The organism is Alteromonas halophila, assembly GCF_014651815.1.
Classification (GTDB): Bacteria; Pseudomonadota; Gammaproteobacteria; order Enterobacterales; family Alteromonadaceae; genus Alteromonas; species Alteromonas halophila.
Window position 1 is genome coordinate 423,568 of the sequence record NZ_BMXP01000003.1, and the last position, 20,666, is coordinate 444,233.

Consider the following 20,666-nt stretch of genomic DNA (forward strand, 5'->3'; position numbering starts at 1 on the left):
CAAAATTGAACGCCAGTGTCCTGGCATTTCGCCAGGCGGGGCTTGATACTCTGGGCGTGGCTACCACGGATATTGAATCACTGCCTGAACAGGAGGCCGCGCTGAGCGAACACCTGATGCGGGGCACATTGCCTGACCTGCTGATCGTGACCAGCGTGTTTGCTGCGCGCGCCCTGAACCGGTGTATTGAGCATTGCCCAAATCGTCTTAGGGTCAGTGACCTGCCGGTTATTGCCGTGGGTATGGCTACCGCCGACTGCCTGACACCGGTTTTTAAACGCGTCACCATGCCACAGACACAAACGTCTGAGGGCATACTGGCGTTACCTGCGCTCGCCTGTGCAAATTGTCAGCATATCGTTATTATTAAAGGCGAGGGCGGCCGCGATGCGCTGCGGGCAACGCTCACAGCCAGAGATAAGCAGGTGAGTACGTTTTGTGTGTATCGCCGTACCATGCTGGAGAGGCCGGTTACCACGGCCGGGGCGCAAATAAGCGAGGTATCCGGCATTATTGCCACCAGCGAACAGCTGGCCACACAATTGCTGCAGCATTATCCGCCACACGAGCTTCGCTGCCTGCCCTGGCTGACCGTAAGTGAGCGGGTTGCCGACTCTCTGCGTACACAGGGGGTGAAGGATATCAGTGTGTGTGCTGGCGCAAGTGACAGCGCGTTGATAGAGTGGATAAAGAATAACTGGGAGTAACAACATGGCTGATAATAATAATACGGAGCACAACACGCAGGTGCGCGTGACCGATGAAACGGGTGATGAAGCTCCATCCACGTCAGCCGAACGTGAACCGCAACATAATGACGATACGCCCCCTGCGTCAGACAAAAGGAAAGGTAATGGCCTGTTATGGCTGTTCAGCGTTTTTATTTTGCTGCTAGTGCTCGCCGTTGCAGGTGCAGCTTACTGGTATGTGACCCAGCGCATGGACAACACCAGTGAACTCGCTGCAGCACAGCAAACCTATACCACCAAATTATCGGCCCTTAATCAGCAGAACAGTCAGCTACAACAGCGTCTGGCTGATCTGGAGCGTAGCCGTGAATCGCTCAACAGTGAAATGGCCGCGCTGGAATCCACGACCCGCGAACTGGGACAGCAAACCGAGGCCTTGCTGACCCGGCTGAAAAATCAGGAAGGGCGACGTCCTTCCGACTGGCTGATCGCCGAAGCCGATTACCTGGTCAAAATGGCCGGACGCAAGCTATGGCTGGAACAGGATGTCCGCACCGCATTAATGCTGCTGGAAAATGCCGACAAACGGCTGGAATCACTGGGCGACCCCTCGGTACTGCCGGTACGCTCAAAAATTGCGGCCGATATTCAGACCCTGCGCCAGCTTAACCCGGTTTCCAAAACCTCGGTGGCACTGGCACTGTCCGGCATGCTGGCACAGGTAGATAACTTGCCTTTACACGTATTCGAAAAGCCCGAATCAGACACCTCAGACAACCAGCTCTCGTCTTCGACCGCCGAATGGCGACAGAACCTTGTCAAAGTCTGGCACTCACTGGTCGATGACTTCTTTGAAGTGAAGTCGCTGTCTGAGCCTGTCGCCCCGGTGATGACACAGCAGCAGCGCTGGCTGGTCCGTGAACAGATGAAGCTGCAGCTGATGCAGGCTCAGTCTGCCGCATTAAACGGTGAGGGTAAGTTATATGAGCAATCATTAATGAACGCTGAGCGGCTACTACAGGAAAAATTTGCCCGGGATGACGCGCAGATACAGGGCTTTAGTGACGCGTTGATGAACCTGCAGAATACTGATGTCAGCCAGCCCATTCCTGCCGAATTGTCAGCGCAACAGGCGCTGGAAGCGCAACAGGCGCTGGAAGCGCTGCTGGAACGACGGGTTCAGGAAGCGTTTGGCCAGGGAGCGCGTGCATTATGAAATGGCTATTTTACTCGCTGGGGCTGCTGGCACTGCTGGTCGCAGCACTGATCGTTGCGCCCATGGTACTGGGCGATCGTGGCTATGTGCTCATCACGCTGGGTGACACCGCTATTGAAATGACCGTGGTCAGCCTGGTTATTTCGTTTGTGGTACTGGCGCTGGCCTGGTGGGTGCTCAAGCGACTCTTTTTCTGGATAATGAGCCTGTTCAAAGGTTCGCACCGCTGGTTTGGCGCGCTGGGCGAGCGTAAACGCCAGGTGGCATTTTTCCGAGGCATTCAGTGTCTGGCGGAAGGTGAAAACCATCAGTCGCTGCATTACCTGGGTAAAACCAGTAATGGTGACTTCGACGGCGTCAATTACCTGGCCGCCGCGCAGGCCGCACACGACAGTGGCGATATCGCCCATGCCCGGCGTATGCTGGAGCTGGCCGAAGACTACGACAACGCCCGTATTGCGGCGGTTTTGATGCAATCCCGCATTGACCTGAGTGAAGGTAAAACAGACAGCGCACTGGCGCGTATTGATACACTGGATGAAAAACAGCAGCACCATCCTAAAGTGATTGCGCTGAAAGCCAGGCTGATGGCCGAAAAGGGGCAGTGGCAGGCACTTGAAGATAAGTTAAGTGACTGGCGTAAGCACATCAGAAAAGACGATTATGTCAGCTGGTCCCGCCGCATTGCCAAAGGCAAATTTGCCGAGATCGCCAGCAAGCAAGGTGCTCATCAGTTAAAAGCCTACTGGGATTCGCTGCCGCGCAAGATACGCCACGATACTGCCTACCGCGCAGCCTATACAGAGCAGCTACTCGAACAGGGCATGCATAGTGAGGCGCAGGATCTGCTGCTGAAATGGCAAAAAAGTGGTCCGGACCCCGTGTTATTCCCATTGCTTAAGTCGCTTAACCTGGCCAACGCCACGCCCACCATTCAGGCGCTGGAAGGCTGGATAAAACGTGATGATGAAAACGTGGAACTGTACTCCGCGCTTGGCCATGTGGCACACAATGCCGGCGATGACGAGCTGGCCGAAAAAGTGCTGATGCGCGCCACAAAAATTGCGCCCCGCCAGGAAGACCTGTTACTGCTGGCACAAATCAGCGAGCGGCGACAGGACACCACACAGGCCCTGACGTTTATTAAGCAAGGCATGCACATTCAGTAACCCGAACAAGGCCCGCACATTGCGGGCTTTTGTTTATCCCTTACCTTTTTGGGTAGCCATGCATTAGCTTAATTATCTGTACCAGTGCAAAAAATATCAGTTGTTGATTGCCAAAGCTCACTCTACAATCCGCCGGATTTTTAATCAGAGGCTGGGGTTCTGGTGGGTAAGAGGGCGCGGCATGTGCAGGTGAAACCCTCCACAGCAGGGATGCTGTGGCGCCAGGGAAGGGTTTACCGCGTGTTGAGCCTGTACATGCCGCGCCCTTCACCCCCTGCTACGAAGCGCCGACTGCGAGGTTGCGATGTAGCACATTGTTGATGACTATTGCAGAGTAAAAACGTGGACAAGTCAGAGTTTATTCAGATTCGAAAATTTATTGTGAAGCTTGGCAAGATGCTGCACAAATACGGCACGCCAACGTTCCGGCTGGAAGCGTATTTGCTGGAAGTGGCGCAATACCTTGGCGTGCGGGCTTCGTTTATTGCCACGCCGACGTCGCTGACCGTGGTGATCTGGAGCGATAAACACGAAGATGAATACAATACGGCTGCGCGTCTGATGCCAGGTGAGCTGGATTTACACGCATTGTCACTGACCGATGAGCTGGCCAGTTCACTGCTTGAAGGTAAACTAACACTCGCAGAAGCAGACAAGCGGCTGGATGAAATAGACGTATTACCCAGCCCGTATAACAACTTTATTACCGGGCCTGCCTTTGGCCTGGCCACCGGTGCGTTTGCCATGATGATGGGCGCAAGCTGGTCCGAAATTCTGTGGTCTGCTGCGTTAGGCGTGCTGGCGTTTGTCTGGACGTTATGGGCACAGCGCTCCAAACGTGTCAGCCTGATGCTGGAACCCGCCACAGCTTTTATTGCCGGTATTCTGGCCAGTGCCATTGGCGGCTGCCTGGATCCGGGCATTAATATTCCGCTTATTGTGCTTTCATCGGTCATTGTGTTTGTGCCGGGTCTGGCGCTGACCATTGGGCTTGCCGAACTGTCCAATCGCAATATGGTATCGGGCACGGCGCGCACCATGGATGCGGTCATGCAGCTGTTCAAACTGTACTTTGGTGCCTTTCTGGGGATAACCGCGGGCTTTACGCTGTTCGGCGAAAATGTTTATAAGCCTGCTCAGTCGCTACCTTACTGGGCAACCTGGCTGGCAGTATTTTTGCTCACCATGTCACTGGTCGCCATGTTCCGAACCCGCTTAAAGCATATCCCCTGGGCTATTGCGGCGGCCTTTATTGCCTACGGCGCCACCACCTGGGGTGCTATGTATATGGATAACGGTCTGGGCGCCTTTGTCGGCGCATTTGCACTTGGGGTATTCGCTAACCTTTATACCCGTATCGCAAACCAGCCCTCCGCTATCGTTGCCATGCACGGCCTTATCGTGCTGGTCCCCGGTTCAAAGAGCTATATCGGCCTGAATTCCTTTATATCCGGGCAGGACTTTGTGCGCGCCGACAACATCGGCCAGGAGGTGTTCTTTATCTTTATGTCTCTGGTTGCCGGCCTGATCTTCGCCAACGTCGTAATGCCCACCAAAAAAGCGCTGTAGCCTGACGGACGTTTACGTTGGCCGCGAGTCTGGCGGCCGGTTTCGCCGCCGTTGCAGCAGGTGTGCGGCGTAAACCAGCTCCCCCTGCCGTTAAACACCTTTCAATTTGAAAATCAGAAATCGCAGGCTAGGCTTAGCTGTAGTTGTGTTCATCGGTACCTGATAAAAATAACGATATGTCAGTTCGGAAGAGAATAATTTAGCAACGACAAAAAGTAATAAGTGAAAAGTGAAAGGGAGATTTTGCTAATGAAGAAACGCTGTTTAACCCTCATCATGCTGCTGTGCGCAGCCTTCTTACCTGGCTGTGCACAGCACGAACGCCAGACGATGCCCATCGCGCAACAGCCAGCAACCGTTGCACCTGACGGACAGCTCAGCGACATCGCTATCCCCACGGCTTATCAGCTCGATTTTACAATAGATCCGAGCAAAGACAGGTTTTCAGGTTACACCCAGATCACTATCGATCTGAATAACATTAGCGAGTATGTATGGCTCCACGGTAAGGATCTCGACGTCTCGTCAAGTCACGCCATCACCGCAGCCGGCAAGAAGGTCGAGGCCACCTATCAGCAGGTATTGCCATCAGGTGTGGCCAGACTCGATTTTGCCGAACCTGTGCCCGCCGGTAAGGTAGAGCTGCATCTGAGTTATACCGCCGCGATAAGCGAGCAACCTAAGGCGTTATTTAAAGCCGTAAGAGGTGGTCATGCTTATACTGCAACCCAGTTTCAGACTATCTCCGCCCGTGAAGTTTTCCCTGGCTTTGATGAGCCCCGCTTTAAGCAACCTTTCACGCTTACCATCACCAGTCCCGACACGATGACAGCGATTGCGAATACCCCCGTTGTCAAACAGGTGCAGCAAGATAATAATATCGTGCATCATTTCGCTACGACTGCGCCCCTGCCGACCTATCTGGTGGCATTTGCGGTCGGCCCTTACGATTTAGCCAACGCTGACCGTTTACCTGCCAATACCATCAGAGAGAAGTCGCTGCCGCTGCGCGGCGTCGTCGCGCAGGGCCTGAAAGATAATATACGTTTTGGCCTGACTAATACCCAGCCCATCCTCGAGAGTCTTGAGCGCTATTTTGGCTCTGGCTATCCCTATCAAAAGCTGGATTTAATTGTGCCCCCGCTTAGTCTCGGCTACGCCATGGAGAATCCCGGTGCGGTGGTGTACGACGAATACCTGATGCTGATGGATAGCCAGGCGCCGCTGGAACAAAAGCGAAGCCATACCTTAGTCCATGCCCATGAGCTCGCTCATATGTGGTTTGGCAATCTGGTGACCCCGCAGTGGTGGGATGACCTTTGGCTGAACGAAAGTTTTGCTACATGGATGGCCTACAAAACAGCGAACCAGGTCTGGCCGGAGGGAGAGTTCGAGCGCTCGCTATTATCCGGCGCACTCAAGATTATGGAAAAGGACTCTCAGGATAATGCCCAAAAAATCAGAGAGCCGGTACAGGCTAACGATCAGATTGCTTACGCACTCAGTGCCATTGCTTACCACAAGGGGGCGGGTGTACTGAATATGCTTGAGAAGTTTGCCGGTGAGCAGTCGTTCAGGGACGGGGTGCAAACCCATATACGTCGCTACGCCCACCAGAATGCCGACGCGCATCAGTTTATGCAGTCTGTTTCTGATGGCAGTAATATACCTGAGCTTGTCCCTGTGTTTACGTCTTTTATCACGCAGCCGGGTGTACCCTTGCTGGACGTCAGCCTGTCGTGCAAGCCAAACCAGCCTGCGACCGTCACGCTCAACCAGTCGCGCTATGCACCGGTAGGCTCAGAAATTGATACCCGCCAACGCTGGACACTGCCGGTTTGTCTGGCCCATGATGACGAACAAACCTGCACCATTATTGATTCGCCGACCGCCACCGTTGCACTTGAGCAGCAAGGCTGTCCAGACTACGTACACCCAAATGCCAGCCAGGGCTACTACCGTTTTTCCATGGGCGAAGCGGACTGGCGGGCCTTACTAAGTCATGCGACCCAATTGCCGGCGGATCAGGCACTCATCGCTGTCGACAGTCTGACCGCCGCCTTTAAAGCCGGTACCGTTTCGGCCAGCACCTGGCTGCATGGTATGGAAGTTCTGGCAACACACAGCGCGTGGGATGTGACTGACCTGGTCGCTGAGCAGTTTGAAACCGTATCCTCGTCATTACTGGACGCCGAGACCATGTCAGCAGCATCCCAAAAAAGCCTTGCGCTGTTCAGGCCAGTCTACGCTCGCGTAAAGTCACAGGATACCGTGGCTGCCACGCTTTTAGGCAGCGACTTACAACATCACCTGCTCACCTTCAGTAAGGACCCTGCACTGCGCCAACCGCTTCAGGAACAGGCAAAATCGCTGATCGCATCAATTGATCAAAACAAAGAGCAAGACATTGATGTGTCTACACGTGCCACCGTGCTGCGTGTTGGCGTGAGCGATTTAGGAACCGCGTTTTTCAACAAATTGCTGACAGTCAGTCAAACCACCCAGGACCCGGCACTACGCGCTGATGCCATCATTGCGCTGGCGTCGACTGATGACCCAATGCTGAGCAAAACGTTGCTGGGGTTGGCGATTGACGGCACGTATAAAGGGTATGACGCGTTCGACATTATCGACAGACAGATATCCAATAAAGAAACCCGGGAGGCAACATACACCTGGTTAAAAGAGAATGTAGACGCCGTATTCAAGCTGTTTCCCAAAAGTGACAGAGGGCCAGCGTTTCCACATTTTGGCCGACACTTTTGCAGCACACAAAAGGCCGAAGACTGGCAACAGTTTGTAGAGTCCCACGCAGCGTCACTGTCTGGCTATGAGCGCTCACTGGCGAAGGCCGTTGAGAAAATAAAACAGTGCGCCGCCATGAAGCAAAAACTGGCCGCACCACTTTCCCAAGCGCTGACTGCACCATAAGCAAAGATGTCGTCACCCTTAGTCAAAGAGTTAAGCCTCTCCGCATATCCGTTGCGCCGCATTATGACGCAGCGGATATCTCACGACTGGGCGACGCACGGCAATCACCCAGCATAGAGGGAGGTATACCGCGGGCTAACACAGCGCGCCCTCTCAAGGCAGTCCGCGAGGTGAGGGGTGAAGTATGGGGAGTGCATGTGAAGCCCTCTGCAGCAGGGATGCTGCAGCGGAGCGTACAGGGACGTATTTAACGCGTGCTGAACAGGCACTCCCCATGCTTTGCCCCGATCCACGACACACGCCATTCTTTGCTCCGTTCCACGCCACACCCCAGGAGGCCCCGGCCTTCGCCGGGGTGACAGCTCTTCGGTGCCAGTTCAGTGAGCGCGTAGCAACGGCAATTACTCAGCATAGAGGGAGGTATACCGCGGGCTAACACAGCGCGCCCTCTCAAGGCAGTCCGCGAGGTGAGGGGTGAAGCATGGGGAGTGCATGTGAAGCCCTCTGCAGCAGGGATGCTGCAGCGGAGCGTACAGGGACGTATTTACCGCGTGCTGAACAGGCACTCCCCATGCTTTGCCCCGATCCACGACACACGCCATTCTTTGCTCCGATCCACGCCACACGGCAGGAAGCCCCGGCCTTCGCTGGGGTGACAACTCTTCGGTGTCAGCGCAGTGAGCGTGTAGTTAACGGCTTAGCGCAGCAGCTTTATCAGCGCTTTACCCAGTCGCACATTCAGGGCGCCTGCCGCGACCGCTTCGGCGGAGTTCTCCATAAGTTTGGCTGACAAGGTGCCACTGATTTGATTTACGACTTCATCGGTAGCCAGGTCGAACAGGCTTTGCGCAGCAATGTTCTGCACCAGCACATTCACCAGCCGCCAGTTACCGGCGGTACCGGGACGAAGTCCGTATACCTGAGCCATACGCCGAATGGTGCGCAGACTGATCCACATCACGGCCAGGGTCTGAATAAGCGCATTGGGGCTGATAAATGCCAGACTGCCCGCGGTCATGGATTCACGTTTCAGTACACTGCTGGCGCGCGCCTGAACCGGTTGCTGGACATGATGCTGGTACAAATCGACGCGCTCTTTAGCACTCTGATCATCGCGTTTCAGGGTCTGATAGTGCCGGTAACAGTGCTCGGCAAAACTGTGGCGGCCAAACTGACTGGCCTGACTGTCCAGCGCCCGGTCTACGTCGGCCACGGTTGGCAGCTCACGCAACGCACCCAAAGGCTGACGGCTGTCTATAAAACGGTTTACCCGGCGATACGCAATGAGCTCGCGAAGTATTACGATGCTGACTGACAGCACGAAGATGCCCAGCAGTGTGCCTAATACGCTGCTGGTAATGGGGTAGCGCTCAAAGTCTGCGAGCAGCCCGGAGACCGCATTGTAGACCAGCAGGGCCAGCAGGCTGGCGATGCCCGTTATCAGGGCCACTTTGCCCCACGACAGGCCGCCTGAAATGGGGCGCTCCTGCCAGTTTTCCTCGGCCATCCTGCTTGGCATTGCATGTTCCGGCTGGCTTTCTTCCAGCGTTTTCTGTGACACTTTTGAACGATAGGCTGACTCTGTCATTATGCCTCCTTAACCCAGTAAAAACTGGAGTAAACGGTCCATGCCGCGACTGTTGAGTATGCGCGGCAGAAAATCTTTCGGTACGTTAATATCAAGTACCGGGTAATGGGTATCAGATTCCATGTCTTTCAGTGTTTTGGGGAATGGCTCAAAGCTGGCCTCAACATAGTCGCCATGCTGGTTGCGGTAACGCACTGCGTTTCGGGCTTCGCCTTCGTCGGTGGCCTCAATGGCAGAGACCAGAAAATGCTCAAAATCCACCTCTTTATCACCAAATTTCGCCCGCGCTCCCTCGGTCAGTTGCGTCAGCAATGACAGCAGGGCATCGCGTTCACTGACCGGCACACTGTCAGCCTTACTGCCGACAAACGCCACCTTACTGATTTTTTCACGCCTGAGCAGCGTTCGGCTCAACCAGTTGCTCTCACCGTAAACAAAAGTTTCAGCCAGGTGACTTAACGTTTCTTTGAGCTGATACAAGTGCTCGCGGCTGTGGTTTAACCCCTCGAACACATCGATAAGAATAATTTGCTTGTCGGCTTCGCGGAACACCTTGTCTTTGAGTGGCGCAAGCCAGTCTTTTTTAAACGCCGAGAAGTTAGCAGTGAACGCTTTAAGCCAGGGGTGTGAGGGATCGCTGGTCACCGTGGACGGCAGCGGCGAAAAGCCCATAGAAGTAAGACTCAGGCTGTCGTTTTCCAGCAAGAAGCTGCCCGGCTGTAACATGGTAATACCTTCACGTTTGGCTTCGGCCAGATATGCGCGGTATTCAGAGACAACCTCGGCAATGCGCGCCTCCGTGGGCTCCTGTTCAAAGTCAAAGTCCTGAATAAATTCACGCCAGCGTGTTGAAAAACGGTGTTGCGGGCCGCCACTTTGCTGAGCCCAGGCCGAATCGGACCATTGGTTATAGGTCTTTTCAAGCAGTGGTAAGTCGGTAACCCATTCGCCGGGGTAATCAATAAATTCAAATACCACTTCCGAGTAGGGCATCAGCCAGCGTTTAAAGCGTCCCTGTTCAGTCAGCCTGACGATCAGGCGAAAGCCGTACGCAGTATCGGTGGCCTGTGGCCACTTGCCGGATTCCAAAGCGGCCAGGTGTTCGTCCACCGGAAACATCTCAAATCCCGGGAGCGGCTCCATGTACATACTGTCGACCAGGGAGGTCGGCAACCGGGTGAGCAGTGGCAGACACTCATAGCCTGCTTCCGTCCGGTACTTCAGCATGGTCATCAGACTGGTAAACAGCATTGACTTGCCACTGCGGCTAAGGCCTGTAATGGTAAACCGGTGAGTCTGTTTACCCAGCCAGCCGGCCAGCAGTTGACGTGACGCATCCGGCGCGCCTCGCATCGCGGCAACCCACTCTGACACCTTCTCGTCCATTACACCTCACTTGATTTGAAACAACATCTACCCATTATCATGGGGGTACTCTAGGTAATAAACCAATAGCATTTAATCCTTTGTTACATCTTATTCGTTACAGTCGTACAGCGATCCTGTTCACTTTTACACAACTTTCTTAATTTGGAGAGCTTCCATGAGTAAATCTTATCCCGACATTATTAATCGCATTTCTGAGAATATGAAACCACTGCGCACCGATATCTCCGAGACCATGAAAGGGTTTTCGGCTATGGCCAAAGCCGCCTCGGCCGACGGTGCTCTGGATAAAAAAACCAAGGAGTTGATAGCGCTGGCCATTGGTATTTCCACTCGCTGTGACGGCTGTATAGGCTTTCATGTTAAAGCGCTGGTGGAACTGGGTGCGACAAAAGAAGAAATTGAGGAAACCCTGGGCATGGCCGTTTACATGGGCGGAGGACCATCTTTGATGTACGCCGCCGATGCCATGCTGGCGTATGAGCAGTTCACCGACCAACAGGAAGACTAAACGCGTACGCTAGGGAAGAGTTTTCTTACCAAGGGCGGTTGCCATTGCCCGCGAAACCTGCCTTGCGACTACGCACTTCAGGACTCGCTGAGTGATGATAGACTTGTTCGCATCTTCCCTAGTGCTCAGTACTGCCAAACCCCAGCTTTTGTTTAACCCGGTTTTTGGTCGAGTGCCAGTGGTTTTTGGGCTTGTCAGGGGCCTGTGCCAGCACAGCCTCGAAGTCCACATCGTCACCATTTAATGGCGGTACGTGCGCACACAGCAGACGCGCAGGCTGCAGATCGGCAATGCGCTGCAATGAGCGGCGATACTGGTTGGGATGGCATACAGGGTAGGGCGGCACCAGGTCGCCCTTCACTTTAACGATAAGATCTGCCACGTAAACCTGCTCTGACGGTACATGCATGATCGAAAGATCATGGTCAGTATGGCCCGGCGTGTACACCACCTGCCAGTCTTCAAACAGCGGCAAAGTGGCGCCGTCTTTTACCACTTTATCGGGTCGCAGGTTTGGCGAATACCAGATATGGCGCTTTTTCTTGCCGATGCGACCGGCCACCCACCACGTCAGTAAGACATCGATCACATGCGCGGCGCGCCCGCCTGCGCCTGAATACCAGTTTCTCGCTTTGGGGTGCGTGACCAGCGTCGCACCGCTTATTTTTCGCAGCTTGTGCGCACCACCTGCATGATCAGGGTGCATATGGGTCACCACAATACAGCGCAATTCGGTGATATCCCGTCCCAGCCCGGCGATAAACTGACACACCTTATCCACATCTGCACGACTGCAGCCGTCCAGCAAAAGCAGGCCGTGCGCCTCTTCGACCAGATAGATATGTTGTATATAGCCTTGCAGGCGGTGAATTTTCATGCGTGATCAGTGTGTATTTTAATTACGTTACAATAGCAGGACGCCTCTGGTTAGACCAGCTAACGTATGCTGCAGGCGCCTTACTGTAGTGGCTTAGGGAACGAGAGTAAACACTGACGGCTGGCGAAGTCGACAGCCGTGGTTCAGGATTAGTCAGTGACAAGGCATGTCAACGTAACAAGTGGATGCTGAATGCGAGAGTTACCTTGCCGACATTGCAGCGGGCATCATCAGGTCATATTTTTTGTACAGGCTGGCCAGTTTTCCATTTTGACGTAATGTTTCCAGTGCGCGATCAAAATGGGTTTTGATGTATTTTCCTTTTGGCGTTTTAGTAAATGCCCAGTACAAATGAAAGGTACCCACATGTCGCTCACTCAGGCCCGCCGATGAAACCGTGTCTTCCTTACTGGCCAGCATCGACTCCAGCTCGACGTAATAATCAATTTTATTGTTTGTCAGTAAGCTAATAGCAAGCTCCGGCGAATCTACCGGCACGCCCGTCACCTTTTCTGGCACGATTTCATGAAAGATATCGTCTTCATAACCGCTACGGTATGCGCCTACCAGGTTCTTCAGCAACGCGCTTGAACGCATATCTAAAGGCGTATTGTTCCGGGTAAGTGCTAGGATGCGTTCACTCAAAACCGGGGTGGCCGAGAGGTAATAGTCGTCGGTTTCATGCAGTGCGCCGGTCATATCAATATGCTGATGCCTGAGGTTCCACGATACTCGCTTCCAGGCAAGATATTCAATTTCTACGTCGAACTCCTGCGATGGAAAGATCAGCGCAATCAGCTCCTGATAAAAGCCTGTGCCATCCGGCTCGGTGTAACCTTCCCAGACATCCGTACCCCATATTACCTGTACCCTGGCATTTAGCGGTAATGTCAGGGTTATCAGTAACAGACAACTTAAAACCCGGCGTATCAACCTAGCGTTTCCTTTTGCTTTTATTTCCGCTTGTCAGTATGGCGCGAAGTGTAAGCGCTGACAACGGTTGACGTCTGACCAGGGGGAATTTTCACGACATCTTAATTATTTGAATAAAGACTCCTTTAACATTCACTTAAAAAACTATAGTATACATGCAAATCAAAATTCTTCTCATTTGTATTAAAGAAAGTTAGGGACCCGATGTTTAAGAAAAGCACTCTCTCAGCCTCACTGCTTCTTGCACTCAGCACGCATGCAGCCGCTCAAAATCAGGTACCGGATTCTGCCGACCTTGAACGTATCACCGTACGCGGCGCTTTTTTTGGTCAGCAGGTTGCTGACTCTGTCAAAACGCCTACCCTGTTGATTGATGTGCCCCAGTCGGTTTCGGTCATCAGCGAAGAGCAGATCAGCGAACAGGCCATGTTCGACATGTCTGATGTCATGCAATACACGCCTGGTATCAGCATTGGCTTGGGTGAAGATCATCGTGACCAGATCACGATCCGCGGACAAAACACCACTGCAGACTTTTTTGTTGATGGGATCCGCGATGATGTTCAGTACTTCCGTCCACTCTACAACCTTGAGCGGGTGGAAGTCTTACGCGGTGCCAATGCGCTGTTGTTCGGACGCGGCGGTGGCGGCGGTGTGGTAAACCGTGTGACAAAAGTCGCACAAACCGACAACAGCTTTACGCAGATGCAGGCCGGGATTGATACGTTTTCAGCAGCGTCGGTCAGCGTGGACGCGAACCATGTGATTGATGATGATCAGGCGCTGCGCGTAAACGCGGTGCTGGATAACATCGATAATCACCGGGACTTTAAAGACGGCGAGCGTTATGCAGTCAATCCAACGTACACTTACCATGTGTCCGATGACACCATATTGCGCGCCTCGTACGAGTATGTGAATGATGACCGCCTGGTAGACCGTGGCGTTCCCTCGCTGGGCAGCAAACCTTTGCCAGACAATCAGGATACCTACTTTGGTGATCCTGACTTTAACAACACCACCCTTGAAGCCCATATTGCACGGCTTCGGGTCGAGCATCGTCTGAACGCAAACTGGACCAGCAACGCCACACTGCAATACGCGGACTATGACAAGCTTTATCAGAATCTGTATCCGGCGGCCTACACCGGCGGCAGCGAGCGTGTCACGCTGGATGGCTATCAGGACACCACCACACGCGAAAACACCATTGCCCAGGTAAACCTGGTCGGTCAGTTCGACACCGGCGCTTTCTCCCATACCATGCTGATGGGCGCCGAATATGGCAGCCAGGATACCGATAATGCCCGTCGCGATGTTAACTTTGCGGCAACCAATGATGACCAGCAGGAGATTGCGTTTACCAATCCATTGCAGGTGCCAGCATATTCTTTGACGGATCCATCTCGTAACCGTGCATCCGATGTCACCTTTACTTCAGCCTTTGTGCAGGACGAAATCGGTATTGGTGAGCACTGGATTGTGGTGGCCGGTCTGCGCTATGACAATTTTGATATCGACGTTAACGATCATATAGAAATGGCGAACGGCAGCGCCGATGGTAACGATGGCTTGCTGTCGAGCTCCGATACCGAAATTTCACCGCGCGTTGGTCTGATTTACAAACCCATCGAGGCGCTGTCGCTATACGCCAGCATGAGTAAGTCCTTTTTGCCACGTTCGGGCGATCAGTTCCTGACGCTGTCACTGTCCTCAGCCGCCCTGGATGCTGAAGAATTTGAGAACCGTGAACTGGGCGTAAAATGGAATATTCACGACGCGCTGAGTGTTAATGCTGCGGTGTTCGAAATTGAACGGGAAAACGGCAGCACTCAGGATCCTAACGATCCTGAGCGCAGTATTCTTACCGGTACCGAAACCAAAGGCCTTGAAGTACAACTGGTCGGGCAGCTCAGCGATACATGGGAAATTAACGCTGGCTACAGTCACCTGGACGGTGAAGAAATGGGCCGGTTTGTGGATGGCGCATCGGCCAACCGCGATCTGGCGCAGCTTCCTGAGCATATGTTGTCGGTATGGAACCAGGTCAGCGTGTCGCCAAACTGGCAGATCGGCCTGGGTATGATTTATCAGTCAGAGCAATACGCGACGTTAAATAATGAGGTAGAACTGCCGGACTTTATGCGTATTGATGCCGCGGTCTACTACCGTCACAGCGACAAGTTGCAGGTTCAGCTGAATATTGAAAATGTGCTGGATGAGGAGTATTTCCCATCCGCGCACAATGCCAATAACATTGCCACCGGCGCGCCGCTGAATGCGCGTCTGGGGGTCAGTTACCAGTTCTAACCTTGGCTGGCCCGCAATAACTGCGGGCCATTACCCCGCCTGTAAATGGCTGTAGAGGATCCAGCACCCCACGCTGATCAACACCAGTCCGCCGATAAATTCTGCCCGGTGCCCTAGTAGCGTCCCTATCGTTCGACTTAGCAGTGCACCTATTGTCACCATAGAGAAAGTAGCCAGGCCGATAAGCAGCGCTGCCAGCACAATATTCACATCCAGAAACGCCAGACTGACACCCACTGCCATTGCATCCAGGCTGGTACCAATGGCCACCAGCACCGTGGCGAAAAGTGGCTGAGTGGTGACTTGCGTTTCATCGCCGTCATCGTCTGCGTAGGATGCCACAATACTGTGCAGGCCAATGCCTACCAGTAACGCAAAGGCCACCCAGTGATCCCAGGCCTGAATAAAGCCGGACGCAGCGCGGCCAAGTCCCCAGCCAATCAGCGGGGTCAGCCCTTCGATGCAGCCAAATATGAGCCCCATTTTTAACGCTTTAGGTAAGCGTGGCGCGGTCAGCCCGGTGCCCCGCGTCAACGACGCCGCAAAGGCGTCAGTCGACATCGCAAATGCCAGCAGAATAAGTGCCGTTATTGTCATAATCGCCGTTGTCGTTTCAAAAAATGCAGAGTGTACGGATAACAGACCGATTAATACAGCCCGTCGTACTTTTCTGCATCAACCTGCGATAACATTTCCCCCTTTTTGCGCAACTATTTAGCCATATGTTGTAAGGCAAGGTTTAGCATCTGAAATTCGGCAAGTGTTAAAGCGAACACGCCTGAAAATAGCATCGGCCCCAGCAAAGTAGCGTATGCCCGGTCAGCCGGGCATACCGGATACTATTTCAGTCGCTGTTGCTGCCACAGGTAATACACCACCGGCAGCACAATCAGGGTCAGTAGCATGGCACTGACCATGCCACCGACCATGGGCGCAGCAATACGACTCATCACCTCCGCGCCTTTACCGGTGCTGAACAGCACCGGCAACAGCCCGGCGATGATCGACACAGCAGTCATCAGGATCGGGCGCACCCGCCGTGCCGCGCCGTCGACGATGGTGTCTTTTAGATTGCGCAGGTCCGGCGCGCCATCTGCCTGCGCCGCGGCATCGCGTACCGCATGTTGCAGATAGACCAGCATGATCACACCAATCTCGACGGCCACCCCGGCCAGCGCAATAAAGCCCACGCCCACGGCAACCGACAGATTCATGTTCATGGCATACAGTAACCACAGCCCGCCGGTAATGGCGAAGGGTAAGGTGCCTAAAATAATCAGCACATCGGACACCCTGCGAAAATTCAGGTAAAGCAGAATGACAATAATGGTCAAAGTCAGCGGCACCACTAGCGACAGCCGCTCGCTCGCACGCTGCATGTACTCATACTGCCCGGCCCAGGTCACCGAATAGCTTGGCGGCAGCTCAAGACCATCACGCACCGCTTGTCTGGCATTGTCTACGTACTCGCCGATATCGCTATCATTGATATCGACCAGTACCCAGCCATTGAGCCGGGCATTTTCGCTTTTGATCCCCGCAGGTCCGCCTGTCACACGGATACTGGCTACATCGCCTAAGGTGATCTGCGCGCCGTCAGGCGTGATAAGCGGTAACTTACGTAGTGCCTCCGGTGAATCGCGGTACTGTTGCGGGTAACGGACGTTCACCGGATAGCGCTCAAGCCCCTCGATAGTCTGGGTCACATTCATGCCGCCCACCGCCGAAGACACCACCGTGTGAATATCATCAATGGCCATGCCGTAGCGCGCGGCGCGGGCGCGATCTACATCAATATCCAGATAACGCCCGCCAGCCACTCGCTCCGCGTACACCGAGGCTGTGCCCGGTAGCTCGCCGAGAATGCGCTCGATATTGCTGCCCAGTTTATCAATCACCTTGAGATCGGGGCCGGCGATTTTGATGCCCACCGGCGTTTTAATGCCGGTGGCCAGCATATCGATGCGGGTTTTAATGGGCATTACCCAGGCGTTGGTCAGCCCGGGAAATGACACCACCTCGTCCAGTTCGGCTTTCAGCTTATCCACCGTCATACCCGGTCGCCATGCACTGCGCGGCTTAAGCTGGATGAAGGTTTCAATCATAGTCAGCGGCGCCGGATCGGTCGCGGTATCAGCCCGTCCGACTTTACCGAACACGGTTTTCACCTCCGGCAAAGTGCGGATAAGCTTGTCGGTTTGCTGTAACAATTCACGTGCCTTGCCAATGGACACGCCGGGGAAGGTGGTGGGCATATACATCAAATCCCCTTCATCCATGGGTGGCATAAACTCACTGCCAAGCTTTGAGTAGGGATAAATCCCCGCCACTGTCAGTAACAGCGCCGCCAGCAGCGTTGTTTTTGGATAGGACAGACAACACGACAACACGGGTCTGAAGGCGCCGACCAGTACCCGGTTAAGCGGATTCTGCTGTTCGCTGCGTATTTTGCCGCGCACCAGGTACCCCATCAGTACCGGCACCAGCGTAATGGCAAGGCCAGCCGACACGGCCATGGCATAGGTCTTGGTAAAGGCCAGCGGCGAGAATAACCGCCCTTCCTGCGCTTCCAGCGTAAACACCGGCAAAAACGACACCGTAATAATCAGTAGCGAGAAAAACAGCGCCGGTCCGACTTCTGCGGCGGCCTGCCCGACCACCTGCCAGCGGTTTTCCCGCGTAATGGGGGTGCGCTCCATGTGCTTATGCAGGTTTTCCACCATCACAATGGCGCCGTCCACCATGGCGCCAATAGCAATGGCAATGCCGCCCAGCGACATGATGTTGGCATTGATCCCCTGCATATACATGATCAGAAACGCACCCAGTATCCCTACCGGCAGGCTGATGATCGCCACCAGAGCGGAGCGCACATGAAACAGAAACACCATGCACACCAACGCCACAATGATGATTTCTTCGAGCAGCTTGTCACTTAAATTATCAATGGCATCCTGAATCAGCCCGGAACGGTCATAGACAGTGACCAGTTCGACTCCGTCCGGCAGCCCTGCTTTGAGTTCCTCCAGTTTGGCTTTGACCCGATCAATGGTGGCCTTGGCATTCTCGCCGTAACGCATCACCACAATGCCGCCGGTTACCTCGCCCTCGCCGTTTAATTCGGCCACACCGCGCCGGGGTGCCGGGCCAATCTGAACTCTTGCAATATCGCCAATGGTCACGGCGACGCCCTTGTCGGTGGTGCCAAGGCTTATCGCGCGAATATCGTCGATACCCTCAATGTAACCTGACGCGGTAACCATGTATTCGGCTTCGGCCATCTCGATCACCGACGCCCCGCTTTCGCGGTTATTGCGCTTGAGTGCCTGACTGACGTGTTGCAGCGGAATGTTGTAGGCGCGCAGTTTATCCGGATCAGCCTCAACCTGGTACTGGCGTACCATGCCGCCTACCGAGGCGACTTCTGACACCCCTTCCAGCGCTTTAAGTTCATACTGTAAAAACCAGTCCTGCAGACTGCGCAGCTCACTCAGATCATGCTGCCCGCTTTTATCGACCAGCGCATACATGTACACCCAGCCCACCCCGGTTGCATCCGGGCCCAGTTGTGGGCGGACACTGTCCGGTAAGCTGCCCGAGACCTGATTTAAGTACTCCAGTACCCGACTACGCGCCCAGTACATGTCGGTGTCATCATCGAAAATGACATACACATAGGAATCGCCAAAGTAGGAGAACCCACGAACGGTTTGTGCGCCGGGCACTGACAGCAGTGCGGTGGTCAGCGGGTAGGTCACCTGATCCTGCACTACCTGCGGAGCCTGACCGGGGTAACTGGTTTTCACAATCACCTGCACATCGGACAGATCCGGTATGGCATCCACCGGGGTTTGCTTCAGTGAATAGACTCCGGCGGCAATCAGCACCAGTGTCGCCATCACCACTAAGAAGCGCTGACGCAGCGACCAGGCAATAACAGCTTCAATCATGCTGATGCTCCACTGCTGCGTCATTCATGGTGTGCTGGTTAAGCTCGGTGATCACAAAGCCATCCCCAACCCGGAAGGTAAAGCGCAGGTGCTGGCCGGGTTCAAGTTCGGACAGATCGATGTCTTCGGCAACATCAAAGGTCATGGTGGCGGCAGGCCGCTGCCATTTTTCAATGGCGTCGCGATGGATGGTGAGAGTCCGGGACTGGCGGTCAATCGCTTTTAGCTCGCCATTCACCGTCGCCGTATTGGTAGTATCTGAATCTTCACTGCGTTTATCATGGGTCATTGTCATGTCGTGATCGCCATGCGCCATGCCCTCTGCGCCCGACATACCCTCTCTGTGCGTCTGCATACGCATAAAATCGCTGTCTTTACTGGACTCTGAATCCAGCAAGAATTGCGCGGATACCACAACTTCATCACCGGCCTGTAACCCCTCCGTCACGGCAAAGTGACGAGTATCACTCTTACCGAGCGTCACATTCACGCTTTTAAAGCGCCCGTTTCCTTTTGCCAGCACCACACGGTTGCTGTCGGGCAGGCGGATCACCGCCGACTTCGGCACTTTCAGTACCTGTTCATCGCTGCCCACATCGATGCGGACACTCGCATACATACCGGGTTTAAGGTGCCCTTCTGTGTTTTTAATACGCAGACGCACCTGTTGCGTGCGGGTCTGTGTATTTAGTGTCGGATACACGTAATCCAGTTGCCCCTGCCAGGTCCGCCCGGCCAGTGCCGGTACGGTCATACTTACTGACTGCCCCTCTTCGATACGCGGGATATCGGTTTCAAACACGTCGGTATCCACCCATACTTCGCTGATATCAGCAATACTCATGACATTCTGGTTGGGCTCGACATAAAAGCCATCGCGTACCGGCAGTGCGGCTACAATGCCCGATTGTGGCGCACGGAAGGTAACAGCCTGACGTACCTGCTTGTCCCTTAGCAGGGCATCGCGTGCATCATCCGGCATTCCCAGCGCTTCAAGCCGGGCACGGGCACCTGCAATTAACGTCTTGTCACCTCGGTTTGACGCCGCCAGCAGTTCTTTCTGGGCATTGACCAGTTCCGGCGCATACAAGGTATATAACGGCTGGCCGGCGTCTATGCGCTCACCCTCCACACTGACGAACAGTTTCTGGATCCAGCCGGATACTCTTGGATGCAGATGAACCAGCGTATCTTCGTTGTAATCCACATAACCCACGGCATCGACTACGGGACTAAGCGTGCCGCGACTCACCGGCGCGGTACGCACGCCCAGGTTCTGCTGTACTTGTGGTGAAATGGTAACGGTACCCGCGCTGCTTTTCGACGCACCGCCTTCCTCATACACCGGTACCAGATCCATGCCCATGGGCGATTTGCCCGGGCCGTCACGCCGATAATCAGGATCCATCGGCGCCACCCAGTAAAGGGGTTCATTTTTGTCTTCTGCGACGCTGCCAGCATCACCCGCTGGCGCCATCAGGTAGCCCGCAACACCACCGGCCATTAATGCAATAACAATCAAAATAACAAAGCGCAT

14 protein-coding genes are annotated in these 20,666 nt (G+C 54.2%); 7 read left to right on the forward strand and 7 right to left on the reverse strand.

Annotated elements, in window-relative coordinates:
* Positions 1–5: 5 nt before the first annotated feature.
* The 5 genes from IE054_RS09065 to IE054_RS09085 all read left to right on the forward strand — a co-directional run bounded on the left by IE054_RS09065 (position 6) and on the right by IE054_RS09085 (position 7,574).
* Positions 6–707 carry a uroporphyrinogen-III synthase gene (locus tag IE054_RS09065; protein WP_189405537.1) on the forward strand — a complete coding sequence of 234 codons (702 nt, stop codon included), beginning with the start codon at positions 6–8 and terminating at the stop codon, positions 705–707.
* Between the two features lie 4 nt (positions 708–711).
* Positions 712–1,905: a uroporphyrinogen-III C-methyltransferase gene (locus IE054_RS09070; protein WP_189405538.1), complete on the forward strand. Its 1,194-nt coding sequence runs from the start codon at positions 712–714 to the stop codon at positions 1,903–1,905.
* Positions 1,902–3,074 (forward strand): heme biosynthesis protein HemY, encoded by a 1,173-nt coding sequence (locus IE054_RS09075; RefSeq protein WP_189405539.1) that lies wholly within the window; start codon positions 1,902–1,904, stop codon positions 3,072–3,074. The genes IE054_RS09070 and IE054_RS09075 overlap by 4 nt, the downstream gene beginning before the upstream one ends.
* A 342-nt stretch (positions 3,075–3,416) precedes the next feature.
* Complete coding sequence (locus IE054_RS09080) at positions 3,417–4,643, forward strand: threonine/serine exporter family protein (protein WP_189405542.1); 1,227 nt, start codon at positions 3,417–3,419, stop codon at positions 4,641–4,643.
* Between the two features lie 249 nt (positions 4,644–4,892).
* Positions 4,893–7,574, forward strand: a complete 2,682-nt coding sequence (locus IE054_RS09085) for a M1 family metallopeptidase (RefSeq protein WP_189405543.1) — start codon at positions 4,893–4,895, stop codon at positions 7,572–7,574.
* A gap of 697 nt (positions 7,575–8,271) precedes the next feature.
* Here IE054_RS09085 and IE054_RS09090 read toward each other — a convergent pair.
* Both IE054_RS09090 and IE054_RS09095 read right to left on the reverse strand, forming a co-directional pair.
* A complete protein-coding gene (locus IE054_RS09090) occupies positions 8,272–9,162 on the reverse strand; it encodes a YcjF family protein (RefSeq protein ID WP_189405545.1) in 891 nt (296 codons plus the stop codon).
* A 9-nt stretch (positions 9,163–9,171) separates the two neighbouring features.
* Positions 9,172–10,548 (reverse strand): YcjX family protein, encoded by a 1,377-nt coding sequence (locus IE054_RS09095; RefSeq protein WP_189405547.1) that lies wholly within the window; start codon positions 10,546–10,548, stop codon positions 9,172–9,174.
* Positions 10,549–10,705: 157 nt separating this feature from the next.
* Between IE054_RS09095 and IE054_RS09100 the strand changes: the two genes are divergently transcribed.
* Positions 10,706–11,059 (forward strand): carboxymuconolactone decarboxylase family protein, encoded by a 354-nt coding sequence (locus tag IE054_RS09100; RefSeq protein ID WP_189405549.1) that lies wholly within the window; start codon positions 10,706–10,708, stop codon positions 11,057–11,059.
* 118 nt (positions 11,060–11,177) lie between these two features.
* Here the strand turns inward: IE054_RS09100 and IE054_RS09105 are convergent, their stop codons facing one another.
* Both IE054_RS09105 and IE054_RS09110 read right to left on the reverse strand, forming a co-directional pair.
* Entirely contained in the window at positions 11,178–11,936 is a 759-nt protein-coding gene (locus IE054_RS09105) for an MBL fold metallo-hydrolase (RefSeq protein WP_189405550.1), read from the reverse strand.
* 201 nt (positions 11,937–12,137) lie between these two features.
* On the reverse strand, positions 12,138–12,869 hold the full coding sequence (locus IE054_RS09110) for a substrate-binding periplasmic protein (RefSeq protein ID WP_189405552.1): 732 nt from the start codon (positions 12,867–12,869) through the stop codon (positions 12,138–12,140).
* A gap of 204 nt (positions 12,870–13,073) precedes the next feature.
* On the opposite strand from IE054_RS09110, the gene IE054_RS09115 reads away from it, so the two are divergent.
* On the forward strand, positions 13,074–15,179 hold the full coding sequence (locus IE054_RS09115) for a TonB-dependent receptor (RefSeq protein WP_189405555.1): 2,106 nt from the start codon (positions 13,074–13,076) through the stop codon (positions 15,177–15,179).
* A gap of 30 nt (positions 15,180–15,209) precedes the next feature.
* Here the strand turns inward: IE054_RS09115 and IE054_RS09120 are convergent, their stop codons facing one another.
* The 3 genes from IE054_RS09120 to IE054_RS09130 form a co-directional block, all read right to left on the reverse strand.
* A complete protein-coding gene (locus tag IE054_RS09120) occupies positions 15,210–15,776 on the reverse strand; it encodes a manganese efflux pump MntP (RefSeq protein ID WP_189405557.1) in 567 nt (188 codons plus the stop codon).
* Positions 15,777–16,018: 242 nt separating this feature from the next.
* Positions 16,019–19,129: an efflux RND transporter permease subunit gene (locus IE054_RS09125; RefSeq protein ID WP_189405559.1), complete on the reverse strand. Its 3,111-nt coding sequence runs from the start codon at positions 19,127–19,129 to the stop codon at positions 16,019–16,021.
* Positions 19,122–20,666 carry an efflux RND transporter periplasmic adaptor subunit gene (locus IE054_RS09130; protein ID WP_189405561.1) on the reverse strand — a complete coding sequence of 515 codons (1,545 nt, stop codon included), beginning with the start codon at positions 20,664–20,666 and terminating at the stop codon, positions 19,122–19,124. Before IE054_RS09130 ends, IE054_RS09125 begins: the two co-directional genes overlap by 8 nt.

Bases quoted from the DNA above. Each gene is read 5' to 3' on its own strand.
- IE054_RS09095 (WP_189405547.1), bottom strand. From the start codon at position 10,548: ATGGACGAGAAGGTGTCAGAGTGGGTTGCCGCGATGCGAGGCGCGCCG.
- IE054_RS09085 (WP_189405543.1), top strand. From the start codon at position 4,893: ATGAAGAAACGCTGTTTAACCCTCATCATGCTGCTGTGCGCAGCCTTC.
- IE054_RS09120 (WP_189405557.1), bottom strand. From the start codon at position 15,776: ATGACAATAACGGCACTTATTCTGCTGGCATTTGCGATGTCGACTGAC.
- IE054_RS09130 (WP_189405561.1), bottom strand. From the start codon at position 20,666: ATGCGCTTTGTTATTTTGATTGTTATTGCATTAATGGCCGGTGGTGTT.
- IE054_RS09115 (WP_189405555.1), top strand. From the start codon at position 13,074: ATGTTTAAGAAAAGCACTCTCTCAGCCTCACTGCTTCTTGCACTCAGC.
- IE054_RS09070 (WP_189405538.1), top strand. From the start codon at position 712: ATGGCTGATAATAATAATACGGAGCACAACACGCAGGTGCGCGTGACC.
- IE054_RS09125 (WP_189405559.1), bottom strand. From the start codon at position 19,129: ATGATTGAAGCTGTTATTGCCTGGTCGCTGCGTCAGCGCTTCTTAGTG.
- IE054_RS09105 (WP_189405550.1), bottom strand. From the start codon at position 11,936: ATGAAAATTCACCGCCTGCAAGGCTATATACAACATATCTATCTGGTC.
- IE054_RS09090 (WP_189405545.1), bottom strand. From the start codon at position 9,162: ATGACAGAGTCAGCCTATCGTTCAAAAGTGTCACAGAAAACGCTGGAA.
- IE054_RS09100 (WP_189405549.1), top strand. From the start codon at position 10,706: ATGAGTAAATCTTATCCCGACATTATTAATCGCATTTCTGAGAATATG.
- IE054_RS09075 (WP_189405539.1), top strand. From the start codon at position 1,902: ATGAAATGGCTATTTTACTCGCTGGGGCTGCTGGCACTGCTGGTCGCA.